Here is an 11,318-nt window from a genome sequence, read left to right as displayed (position 1 = left end):
CCGGCGAGGCGACGATTTCCTCGGCGTAGATGCGCGGCGCGGCCGGCGAGGCGTCGAGGCGAACGCCGGGCGAAGTGCCGCCGGTCGGGCTGAACATGTTGCCGATGGCATAGGGCTGTCCACCCACGGCCAGCGTGTCGACCACCGTATTGGTGGCGGTGTCGATGACGTAGACCTCGCCCGTGTTGCGGTTGGTGACGTAGACGCGCGTGCCGTCGGGCGTGGTGGAGGCACCGATGACATTGGCCACGGTGGGGATCGTCTGGATGACGGTGTCGGTGGCCGTATCGACCACCAGCACGCCGCCCGTGTTCCAGTTGGTGAAGTAGGCGCGCGAGCCGTCGGGCAGGAAGGCCACGTCGCCGTTGGCACCCGTGCCCGCGATGGGCGTCATGGTGCCGGTGCCCAGGTCGATGGCCACCGCCACGTTGCCACTGCCGCTGGTGGCATAGGCTTTCGTGCCGTCCGGGGTGATGTTCACGACGAACGGGCCGTTGCCGGTGGCATAGGTGTCGACGACCGCCCGCGTGGCGGTGTCGATGACGAAGACGTTGCCACCCGAATAGTCGGCGACCAGCAGCTGGCTGCCGTCGGGCGTGACATCAAGGAAATAGGAGTTGCCCAGGCCGCCGATGGTGTCGACCACCGTGTTGCTGGCGGTGTCGATGACGGAAACCGTGCCAGTGCCGATGCTGGCGACATACAGTTCGCTGCCGTCCGGCGAAACCACCGCACCCATGATGCTGAATTCAACGGGGATCGTCGCGGCCACCGTGTTCGTGCTGGTGTCGATCACCGACACGTTGGCCGAGTTCGTATTCGGCACATAGACCCGGGACCCGTCCGGCGAGACGGCAACGCCCCAGGCGCCGGCACCCACCGGGATGGTGGCGACGACCGAGCCGGTGGCATCGTCGATCACCGCCACGTCGTTCGTTGCGGAGTTCGAAACGTAGGCGTACGGCTGGGCCGCCGCCTGGCCGGCCGCGAGCAGCAGCATCGCCGTCAAAGTGATTCGCATGGCTTCCCCCTGTTTGAGAGGCGAAAGCCTACAGGATGCGTGGTCGCCGGCGCCCCGGGATGAGAAAAAGTCTCGACGTGTATACGGCTCAGCGGAGCCAGGGCTTGGGGTCCTGCGGCTGGCCGTTGCGGCGCAGCTCGAAGTAAAGCGCGGGGCGACCCTGGCCGCCGGAGCTGCCGACGGTGGCCAGCGGATCGCCGGCGCGCACCCAGTCGCCCACGTCCTTCAGCAATGCGTCGTTGAAGGCGTACAGGCTCATCCAGCCGTCGCCGTGGTCGACGATGGTGAGCAGGCCGTAACCCTTGAGCCAATCGGAGAACGCCACCCGGCCGGGGGCCACGGCGCGCACTTCCGCGCCGGCGGTGCCGGCGATGAGCAGGCCGTCGCTGCCGCGGCCATCGGGCAGGCGGCCGCCGAAGGCCGCCAGCACGGTGCCGGCCAGCGGGCGGCCGAGCTGGCCGCGGCGGCTGGCGAAGGGCCGGGTGTCGTCGACCAGGCGCGGGATGTCGGCCACGGCGTCGCGCAGTTGCTCCAGCAGGCGCAGCACGGCTTTCTCGTCACGGCCCAGCGCAGCCAGGCGCGCGGCGCGGTCCTTGAAGCTGGCCTCGAGCGTGGCCAGCACCGCGGCGCGTTCGCCGCGCTGTTTCTCCAGCTCGGCCAGGTCGGCCTGCTGCCGGCTGCGCGCGGCTTCCAGCACCTGGCGCTGGTCGTCTATCTGCGTGGCCACCGCGGCCAGCTCGCGCAGCTCGGAGATCAGGCCGGTGATGCGCTGCTGCCGGTCGGCCTGGAAGTAGCGGTGGTAGGCCAGCACGCGGGCCAGGTCGGCCATGCGGTCCTGGGCCAGCAGCAGCTTGAGCTGTTCGTGCCGGCCCAGCGCGTAGGCCGAACGCACCAGCGTGGCCAGGGCCTCGCGCTGTTGCGACAGGCCGGCTTCGAGCGTGGCCTGCTGTTCCTGCAGGCGCTGCAGCTCGATTTCGGAGGTGGCGATGGCGGCCTCGGTGCGGCGCAGCGCGCGCACCGACTCGTTGACCTTGGCGTCGGCGGCGCGCAGATCGCGGCTGGCGGCGGCGCGTTCGCCCTCGCCTTCGCGCTGCTCGGCGGTGATGGCCCTGATCTGCTGGCGCAGCGTGGACAGCCGCTGCTCGGCCGCGGCTTCCTTCTTCGCGCGGTCGGCGTCCTGGGCGGCGGCCGGCGCGGCCGCCAGCCACAGCGCCAGCACGAAGGTGCCGAGCCGGCGGATCAAGCCAGGCTCACCAGCGACTGGCCGGTCATCTCCGGCGGCTTGGGCAGGCCCAGCAGCGCCAGCATCGTCGGCGCGATGTCGCGCAGGGCGCCGCCGGCGCGCAGCGTGGCGGCGCGGCCGCAGTACACGAAAGGCACCGGGCCGACGGTGTGCGAGGTGTGCGGCTGGCCGGTTTCCGGGTCGCGCATCATCTCGACGTTGCCGTGGTCGGCGGTGACGATCATTTCGCCGCCCACTTCCTGCAGCGCGGCGCGGATGGCGCCCAGTGCGTGGTCCACCGCCTCGGCGGCCTGGATGGCGGCGGCCAGGATGCCGCTGTGGCCCACCATGTCGGGGTTGGCGATGTTGCACAGGATGACGTCGTGTTTCCTGGCGCGGATGTCGTCGGTGAGGCGCGTGGTGAGCTGGGGCAGGCTCATTTCCGGCTGCAGGTCGTAGGTGGCGACCTTGGGCGAGGGAATCAGCGCACGCTCTTCGCCCGGCACCACCGCTTCCTTGCCGCCGCTCATGAAGAAGGTGACGTGGGCGTATTTCTCGGTTTCGGCGATGCGCAGCTGGCTCAGGCCGTTGGCGGCCAGCACCTCGCCCAGGGTGTTGCGCAGGTCTTCGGGGCCGAAGGCCACGGGCGCGGGCAGTTTGGCGTCGTACTCGGTGAGGCAGGTGAAGCGCGACAGCGCCGGCACGCGGCGCGCGAAGCCGCTGAAACCCGGCTGCACGAAGGCGGCGCTGAGCTGGCGGGCGCGGTCGGCGCGGAAGTTCATGAACACCACGGCATCGCCGTCGCGCATGGGGTGGTGGCCGCGGATGACGGTGGGCTGCACGAATTCGTCGTTCTCGTCGCGGCCGTAGGCGGCGTGCAGCGCGGTGAGCGCGTCGGAGGCGGTGTCGTCGGCCTCGGCCTCGACGATGGCCTTCCAGGCGCGCTCGACGCGGTCCCAGCGCTGGTCGCGGTCCATGGCCCAGTAGCGGCCGGTCACGGTGGCGATGCGCACGTCGCCGCCGTCGGCGCAGATCTTCTCCAGCGCGGCCAGGCTGGGCTCGGCCGAGCGTGGCGGCATGTCGCGGCCGTCCAGGAAGGCGTGCACGGCGATGTCGGGCACGCCTTCGCGGCGGGCGAGTTCGAGCATGGCGAACAGGTGCGCCTCGTGGCTGTGCACGCCGCCCGGCGAAAGCAGGCCCATCACGTGCAGGGTGCCGCCGGCGGCCCGGGCGGCGCGGCAGGCGGCGACGAGCTCGGGGTTGGCGAAGAAGCTGCCGTCTTCGATGGCCGCGTCCACGCGGGTCAGGTCCTGGTAGACGATGCGGCCGGCGCCGATGTTCATGTGGCCGACCTCGGAATTGCCCATCTGGCCGTCCGGCAGGCCGACGAACTTGCCCTCGGTGTGCACCAGCGTGTGCGGGCACTCGGCCAGCAGGCGGCGCCAGTTGGGCAGCCGGGCCTGGGCCAGGGCGTTGTCGGCGGGGTCGTCGCGGTGGCCCCAGCCGTCGAGGATCAGCAGCAGCAGGGGCTTGGGGCGGGTCTGGGCTGGCAAGGCGGGCTCCGGGACGAGTGGCACGGGCGAATTGTAGCCCCGGCGCGGATAGTAGGCCCGTCGGGGCTTTAAACCCGGGCCCCGTTCCCGGCATCCCACCGGTACTTACCAAGGAGCCCACCCATGCGCGTCCGTCCCCTCGTTTCCCTGATCGCCCTGTCCCTGGCCCTGGCCGGCGGCCCGGCCCTGGCCCAGCAGGACATCGACAAGGTCTTTGGCGGCATCACCGCCCAGTCCGGCCAGTCCTATGGCTCGCTCGAGACCGTCAACGGCGGCATCACCATCCGCGAGGGCGCCACGGTGCAGAGCGCCGAAACGGTGAATGGCGGCATCACCATCGAGCGCAACGCCCAGGTGGGCGGCGTGGAAACCGTGAACGGCGGCATTTCGCTCGACGAGGGCGCCCGCGTGCGCAGCGCCGAGGCGGTGAACGGCGGCATCCGCCTGGGCCGCGAGGCGAAGGTGGACGACGACGTGGACGTGGTGAACGGCGGCATCAAGGCCAGCCAGGGTTCCGTGATCGGCGGCGACGCCAGCAACGTCAACGGCGCCATTTCGCTCACGCGCGCCGAGGTCGGCGGCGACGTCACCACCACCAACGGCGACATCACCCTCACCGTCGCCACCGTGCGCGGCGACCTGCGGGTGGAGAAGCCGAGCGGCAGCTGGTGGCGCAGCAACAGCAACCGCCTGCCGCGCATCGTGATCGGCGAAGGCTCGGTGGTCGAAGGCGAACTGCTGTTCGAGCGCGAGGTGGAGCTGTACGTGCACCCCTCGGCCAAGGTCGGCAAGCAGACCGGCACCGCCCCCCGCATGCTCGCCTCCCCCGACGCCCCCCGCCCCGAAAACTGAACCCGGCGAACCAGGTTGATTTTATCCAACCTGGTTCGCGTACCTGGTTCAATAAAATGAACCTGGTTCGTTTGGGGCTAGAATCGGGGTTTCCGTTCACCTGGAGACCCCGCGGATGAGACATACCCTGCTATTTGCCGCCGCCGCGCTGGCCCTCGCGGCCTGCAGCAAGGCGCCGGAGCCGGCCGCCACGGCCGACTCCGCCGCCCCGGCCCCCGCCGCCGCCGAGCACGGCTTCGGCCCCGAGATTTCCGCCGAAGACTTCGCCGCCCACGTGAAGGTGCTGTCCTCCGACGAGTTCGGCGGCCGCGCCCCGGGCACCGACGGCGAGCAGAAGACCGCCGACTACCTGGTGGCGCAGTTCCAGCGCCTGGGCCTGCAGCCCGGCAACGGCGACAGCTGGTTCCAGGAAGTGCCGATGGTGGTGACCACCGCCGACGAGGCCACCTCCACCGCCGCCATCACGCTCGGCGGCGCCGAGACCCCGCTGGCCTTCGGCGACCAGATGGCGCTGGGCACCCGCACCGCGCAGCAGGAAGTGTTCGTGAAGGGCAGCGAGATGGTGTTCGTCGGCTACGGCGTGAACGCGCCCGAGGCCGGCTGGAACGACTACGCGGGCCTGGACGTGGCCGGCAAGACGGTGGTGATCCTGGTCAACGACCCGGGCTTCCACGCCGGCGACGAGTCGCTCTTCAGCGGCAAGAAGATGACCTACTACGGCCGCTGGACCTACAAGTTCGAGGAAGCCGCGCGCCAGGGCGCCTCTGCCGCGCTGATCATCCACGACGACGCCGGCGCCGGTTACGGCTGGGACGTGGTGAAGAACAGCTGGTCGGGCGCGCAGTACGACCTGCCCACCAGCGCCGACCCCGAGCCGCGCCTGCCGCTGCAGGGCTGGATCACCGGCGAGGTGGCCGCCAAGCTGTTCGCCGACGCCGGCCTCGACCTCGAAGCCATGCGCGCCGCGGCCAACAAGCCCGGCTTCAAGGCCGTGCCGCTGGGTGGCGCCACCTTCACCGCCAAGCTCAACTCGAGCATCAGCCAGGCCAGCTCGCGCAACATCCTGGCCAAGCTGCCCGGCACCGAGCGCCCGGACGAGGCCATCGTCTACACCGCGCACTGGGACCACCTGGGCGACCACAGCCTGACCCACGGCGGTGACAAGGCCGCGGCCGGCGCCGAGGGCGAGGACCACGTGTACAACGGCGCCATCGACAACGCCACCGGCGTGGCCGGCGTGCTCGAGATCGCCGAAGCCTTCACCGTGCAGGACCCGAAGCCGGCGCGCAGCCTGGTGTTCCTGCTGGTGACGCTGGAAGAGTCGGGCCTGCTGGGCTCGAAGTACTACGCCGCCAACCCGGTCATCCCGCTCAAGGACACGGTGGCGGTGGTGAACCTGGACGCCATGAGCGTGGTCGGCCCGACCAAGGACTTCGTGGTCATCGGCCTCGGCAACAGCGAGCTCGACGACGTGCTCAAGCCCATCGCCGACGCCCAGGGCCGCGTGCTGGTGGAAGAGGACGGCGTGGAGAAGGGCTTCTTCTTCCGCTCCGACCACTTCAGCTTCGCCAAGTTCGGCGTGCCGGCGCTGTACGCCAAGGGCGGCATCGACCACGTCGAGAAGGGCGTGGAGTACGGCCGCGAGGTGCAGTCGCACTACACCAACGTGGCCTACCACAAGCCCGCGGACGAGTTCGATCCGAACTGGGACCTGCGCGGCGTGGTGCAGGACCTGCAGGCGCTGTACGGCGTCGGCCGCGAGCTGGCCGGCAACGAGGCCTGGCCGAACTACGTCGAGGGCAACGCCTTCAAGGCCGCCCGCGACGCCTCCCGCGCCGGGGCCGCCGCGCAGTAAGCGCAGCCAGCGCGAAAACCAGAAGGCCGCCTCCGGGCGGCCTTCTCTTTCGCGAAGCAAAAGAATAGGGGTCAGAGTACTAATTCGCCTGCAGGCGAATTAGTACTCTGACCCCTATTCTTTTCACAGGAAGTCGGCGAGGGCCTGGGCCACCTGGCGGGGCTGGGCCATCATGGGCATGTGCCCGCAGCCGCTGAGGATGACCGAGCGGCTGTCGCGCAGGCCGGCGGCGAACACCTCCGCGGCGCTGATGTCGATCACCTTGTCGTCGCGGCACCACAGCAGCAGCGTGGGCGCGGCGATGTTGCCCAGCTCGGCTTCCAGCGCGAACGCGTCCGGGCCGCGGCCGATGCCGTCGAGCACCCGCTGCTCGAAGCCGGCGTCGGCGCGGCGGCGGCGCACCAGCGCCTCGCTGGCCGGCCAGGGCACGAACGGCGGCTCGGCGAACACGATGCCGAGGTAGCGCTTGAGCTCGCGCCGGTTGGTCACCTGGAACGGGTTCTGCCCCGCCAGCACCGCGTTGGCGAAGGCGTTTTCCTCGAAGCGCACGCCGGCCGACGACATCAGCACGATGCGCGGCGCGCTTTCCGGGTGGCGCGCGGCCATCAGGCCCACGATCTGCCCGCCCATCGAATGCCCCACCACCAGTTCGGGCGCCTGCGGCAGCGCCGCCAGCAGTTCGGCCAGGCGCGCGGCCTGCGCCACCGGGCCGTAGTCGGCGTCGTGGTGGCGGTCGCTTTCGCCCCAGCCGGGCAGGTCCACGGCCAGCACGCGGTGTTCGCGCGCCAGTTCGCGCATCAGCGGCAGCCAGTTCTCCTTGCTGCCGGTGAAGCCGTGCACCAGCACCACCAGCGGCCGGTCGCGCCGGCCGGCCACCACGGCCGACCAGGTGTGGCCGGCGGCTTCGAATTCGACCCGCTCCGCGCCCGCCAGCCAGCGCTGGCGCGCGAACTCCGCCTGCAGCACGCGCTCGGGCGCGGTGGCGGCGTAACCGACGGCACCCAGCGCGGCGCCCAGGGCGCCCACCAGCAGCAGCCGGCGCGGGCTGGCCGCGCTCGGGGGCGTCATGGCGTCACTGCGCCGGAGCCGCCTTGGCCTTGGCCAGCAGCGCCTCGACCGAGGCGCTGGTGATCGGGTGGTAGCCCGGCTTGGCCATCAGGTAGATCTGGCTGGCGAAGGCCAGGCCGTCGGCGGTGGCGGCCAGGGCTTCGTAGGTCGGCATGATCAGCTTGCGGCGGCCGATCTTGCGCAGGAACAGGCTCATCGCCGGCCGCGCCTCGAAGTACTGGCTGCGCTCGCTCAGCGGGTACCAGCGCTGGGCGATCTCGCCGTTGCCGGTGCCGGTGAAGCGGAAGGCCTGGTCAAGCTCGACCAGCCGCTCGGGCGCCAGCGTTTCCGGCATGCCCTCGAGGAAATACACCCACTCCTGCGTGGTCCAGGCCGAGGTCTTGAGGTCGCGCGCGGCCTTGCGGTCTTCCAGCCAGTCGGCGCGGGCGGCGTCCACGGCGGCGAAGCGCGGCGATTCGGTGGCCGGCGCGAAGTCGGGGATGCCCGGCGCGGTCATCCAGGCCATCACCTCGGCCTCGGTCACGGCCGCGGGGTTCTTCGCCATCAGCTCGGCCTTCAGGAAGGCCAGGAACTCTTCGCTGGTGGCGCTCTGGAAGGCGTGGCCGTCGAACCAGGCGCGCAGGAACGGGTCGAAGGCCTCGCGGCCGAAGCGCAGCTCCAGGAACTGCAGGAACCAGGCGCCCTTGTCGTAGGCGATCGCACCCAGCGCGTCCTCCGGGTCGGAGCCCACGCGCGCCGGCAGCATCAGCACCTGCTGTTCGGCCGGGATCTGAGCCATTTCCGCCTTCAGCCCGTTGCGGCTGATGACGAACTCCATGTCGGCGCGCTCCTTGCCGTACAGCGCCTCGACGATGCGGTTCTCGACGTAGCTGGTGAAGCCCTCGTTGAGCCACATGTCCTTCCAGCTGGCGTTGGTGACCAGGTTGCCCGACCACGAATGCGCCAGCTCGTGCGCGATGAGCGAGACCAGCGACTGGTCGCCGGCGATCACGGTGGGCGTGATGAAGCTCAGGCGCGGGTTCTCCATGCCGCCGAACGGGAACGAGGGCGGCAGGATCAGCAGGTCGTAGCGGCCCCAGCGGTAGGGGCCGTACAGGGATTCGGTCACCGCGATCATCTTCTCGGTGTCCTCGAACTCCTTCACCGCCTTGTCCACCACCTGCGGCTCGGCCCAGACGCCGGCGCGGCCGGAAATGGGCTTGAACACCAGGTCGCCGGCGGCGATGGCCATCAGGTAGCTCGGGATGGCCTGCGGCATGGCGAAGGTGTAGTCGCCGTCGCGCGGCGCGGCCGGGTCGTTGTCGGCGCTCATGAGCGCCATCACGTCGGCCGGGGTGCGGATGCGCGCGGTGTAGGTGAAGCGCACCGAGGGCGTGTCCTGCAGCGGCACCCAGCTGCGGGCGTGGATGGCCTGCGACTGGCTGAACATGAAGGGGGTCTTGCCGCCCGAGGTCATCGATGGCGCCAGCCACTGCAGGCCCGAGGCCTGCGGCGAGGTGGCGTAGGCGATGCGCACCTGCTCGTACTGGCGCGGCAGCGTGATGGTGAGCTTGCTGCCGAAGCGCTCGTCGCGCTGCGCCAGCGCGAACTCCACTTCGCGCCACTTGCGCTTGCCGCTGCGGGCCTCGACCTTGGAAATGGCCAGGTCGCGGGTGTCGAGCACGAGTTCGCGCGCGGCCTCGTTGGCCCACTCCAGCTGCAGGGTGGCGGTGCCGGCGAGCTGGTGCTTGTCGAAGTCCACGGCCAGGTCCAGGCCCAGGTCGCGGATGCGCACCTGGTCGGGCTGGGCGTAGGAATGTTCGTCGGCGTGGCGGTCCTGGGCGGTGGCCGGCAGGGTCAGCAGCAGGGCGAGCAGGAAGCTGAGGCAGCGCATGGGCGTTTCCGTACGACGGGTCTGCCCGATTCTAGCGCAGCGGGGCCGCCCCGGACCTGCGAACCACCGCCCGGAAACCGACCCTGGTCAAGGCGGCGGCCTCCGGCTGGGCCATACTGGGGGGAGTCTGCCAAGAGGCCTGCCATGTCCGCCAACGCCAAGCCCCTGTCCCCGAACCTGATCGCCGACCCCGCCGCCCTGGCCAGCTGGCTGGACGTGGCCCCGGCCGGCAACCCCTGGAACCGCGACAACGGCTCGCTGGCGCTGGAGGACTGGCTGGCCCTGGGCGACGACTGCACCGAGGCGCACTACCGGCAGGCCAGGACCCTGGGCGTGCCCCTGGTGCGGCTGGAGAACCTGGCCCCCGACGCCACCGCCACCGCCCTGATCCGCCCCGAGGTGGCCCGCCGCCTGCGGGTGGTGCCCCTGCTGGTGCGCGGCGGCAACGTGGCCGTGGCCATGGAGGACCCGGGCAACGACGAAACCCTGAGCACCCTGGACTTCCTGTCCCGGCAGCGCGTGCAGGCCCTGCTGGCGACCCCGCGCGACATCCGCAACGCCATCGCCCGCCACTACGACCAGGTGGAGGACCGGGACGTGGCCCGCCAGCTCGGCGTGGACCCCACCGGCGCCACCGTCGAAACCAGCGAGCAGGAGGCCCAGCGCCTGTCGCGCGAGAAGCCGGTGGTGCGCATCGTGCACGGCCTGATCGCCGAGGCCGTGGCGCGCCGCGCCTCCGACATCCACCTGCGCCCGGGCGAGAACGGCACCGACGTGCTCTACCGCATCGACGACGAGATGGTGCCGGTGCGCCGCATCATGCGCAGCCTGCACCCGGCCGTGACCAGCCGCATCAAGGTGCTGGGCTCGATGAACCTGGCCGAGCACCGCAAGCCGCAGGACGGCCGCACCACCTTCGTCCTCGACGACGGCCGCGAGATCGACCTGCGCATCTCGGTGCTGCCGGCGGTGTATGGCGAATCCGTGGTGGTGCGCCTGCTCGACACCATGGAAAGCCTGTGGGACCTCGACCAGCTGGGCCTGACGCCCGAGGACCGCCGCCGCATCGACGACGTGATGAGCCGAAGCCACGGCATGTTCCTGACCACCGGCCCCACCGGCTGCGGCAAGTCCACCACGCTGTACGCGATGCTGCTGGAGCTGCGCAAGCAGCGCATCAACATCCTCACCATCGAGGACCCGGTCGAGTTCTACATCGACGAGATCCAGCAGATGCAGGTCAACCGCGCGGCGCAGTTCACCTTCGCCAGCGCCATGCGCAACTTCCTGCGCCACGACCCCGACGTGATCATGGTGGGCGAGATCCGCGACCAGGAAACCGCCAACATCGCCGTCGAGAGCGCGCTCACCGGCCACCTGCTGCTGAGCACGCTGCACACCAACACCGCCGCCACCACGGTGACGCGCCTGCTCGACCTGGGCGTGGAGGCCTACCTGCTGCGCGCCTCGCTGCTGGCGATTATGTCGCAGCGGCTGGTGCGGCTCACCTGCGAGCACTGCAAGGACGTGGAGGACGTGGACCCGCACATCCGCGCGGTGCTGGGCGTGGGCGCGAACGAGGTGTTCCACGCCGGCCGCGGCTGCTCGCACTGCGAGGGCCTGGGCGTGTACAAGCGCCGCGCCGTGTACGAATTCATGGTGGTGACGCCGCGCATCCAGTCGCTGATCGTGCCGGGCGCCGAGGCCGACGAGATCCACGCCGCGGCCATCGAGGAAGGCATGGTGCCGCTGACCCAGGCCGCCGTGAACCTGGCCCGCCAGGGCCTGATCTCGCTCACCGAAGCCTGGCGCGTGCGCGCCGACTAAGAAAGGGGGTCAGGTTCACTTATCTCCCGCGCGTGGCGCGGGAGATA

The 11,318-nt window shown here is 70.7% G+C and carries 8 protein-coding genes; 3 read left to right on the top strand and 5 right to left on the bottom strand.

Annotation, left to right across the window (positions count from 1 at the left end):
- From ACE3Q2_RS13055 to gpmI, 3 genes are all read right to left on the bottom strand, one after another.
- The coding region (locus tag ACE3Q2_RS13055) for a hypothetical protein (RefSeq protein WP_374474443.1) at positions 1-1,021 on the bottom strand (1,021 nt) is incomplete at its 3' end.
- An 88-nt stretch (positions 1,022-1,109) separates the two neighbouring features.
- Positions 1,110-2,264: a murein hydrolase activator EnvC gene (locus tag ACE3Q2_RS13050; protein ID WP_374474441.1), complete on the bottom strand. Its 1,155-nt coding sequence runs from the start codon at positions 2,262-2,264 to the stop codon at positions 1,110-1,112.
- Positions 2,261-3,796 carry a 2,3-bisphosphoglycerate-independent phosphoglycerate mutase gene (gene gpmI, locus ACE3Q2_RS13045; protein WP_374474440.1) on the bottom strand — a complete coding sequence of 512 codons (1,536 nt, stop codon included), beginning with the start codon at positions 3,794-3,796 and terminating at the stop codon, positions 2,261-2,263. The genes ACE3Q2_RS13050 and gpmI overlap by 4 nt, the downstream gene beginning before the upstream one ends.
- A gap of 123 nt (positions 3,797-3,919) precedes the next feature.
- On the opposite strand from gpmI, the gene ACE3Q2_RS13040 reads away from it, so the two are divergent.
- Together ACE3Q2_RS13040 and ACE3Q2_RS13035 are read left to right on the top strand one after the other, a co-directional pair.
- Positions 3,920-4,648 (top strand): hypothetical protein, encoded by a 729-nt coding sequence (locus ACE3Q2_RS13040; protein ID WP_374474438.1) that lies wholly within the window; start codon positions 3,920-3,922, stop codon positions 4,646-4,648.
- Positions 4,649-4,763: 115 nt separating this feature from the next.
- Positions 4,764-6,503, top strand: coding sequence for a M28 family metallopeptidase (locus tag ACE3Q2_RS13035; RefSeq protein ID WP_231698530.1), 1,740 nt, complete (start codon positions 4,764-4,766; stop codon positions 6,501-6,503).
- 123 nt (positions 6,504-6,626) lie between these two features.
- Here ACE3Q2_RS13035 and ACE3Q2_RS13030 read toward each other — a convergent pair whose 3' ends face one another.
- Positions 6,627-7,571 (bottom strand): alpha/beta fold hydrolase, encoded by a 945-nt coding sequence (locus ACE3Q2_RS13030; protein WP_231698529.1) that lies wholly within the window; start codon positions 7,569-7,571, stop codon positions 6,627-6,629.
- Positions 7,572-7,575: 4 nt separating this feature from the next.
- Positions 7,576-9,444, bottom strand: a complete 1,869-nt coding sequence (locus ACE3Q2_RS13025) for a M1 family metallopeptidase (protein WP_374474436.1) — start codon at positions 9,442-9,444, stop codon at positions 7,576-7,578.
- Positions 9,445-9,588: 144 nt separating this feature from the next.
- On the opposite strand from ACE3Q2_RS13025, the gene ACE3Q2_RS13020 reads away from it, so the two are divergent.
- A complete protein-coding gene (locus ACE3Q2_RS13020) occupies positions 9,589-11,271 on the top strand; it encodes a GspE/PulE family protein (RefSeq protein WP_231698527.1) in 1,683 nt (560 codons plus the stop codon).
- Positions 11,272-11,318 lie beyond the last annotated feature (47 nt).

It is taken from the genome of Arenimonas sp., assembly GCF_041913985.1.
In the GTDB taxonomy this organism is placed as follows: Bacteria; Pseudomonadota; Gammaproteobacteria; order Xanthomonadales; family Xanthomonadaceae; genus Arenimonas.
Note: the sequence above shows the minus strand (reverse complement) of the source record. Positions and strands in the feature narration are given on the sequence as shown.

What these genes read in the sequence shown, in the direction of transcription:
- ACE3Q2_RS13040 (WP_374474438.1), top strand. Translation starts at nt 3,920, where the DNA reads ATGCGCGTCCGTCCCCTCGTTTCCCTGATCGCCCTGTCCCTGGCCCTG.
- ACE3Q2_RS13035 (WP_231698530.1), top strand. Translation starts at nt 4,764, where the DNA reads ATGAGACATACCCTGCTATTTGCCGCCGCCGCGCTGGCCCTCGCGGCC.
- ACE3Q2_RS13030 (WP_231698529.1), bottom strand. Translation starts at nt 7,571, where the DNA reads ATGACGCCCCCGAGCGCGGCCAGCCCGCGCCGGCTGCTGCTGGTGGGC.
- ACE3Q2_RS13025 (WP_374474436.1), bottom strand. Translation starts at nt 9,444, where the DNA reads ATGCGCTGCCTCAGCTTCCTGCTCGCCCTGCTGCTGACCCTGCCGGCC.
- ACE3Q2_RS13020 (WP_231698527.1), top strand. Translation starts at nt 9,589, where the DNA reads ATGTCCGCCAACGCCAAGCCCCTGTCCCCGAACCTGATCGCCGACCCC.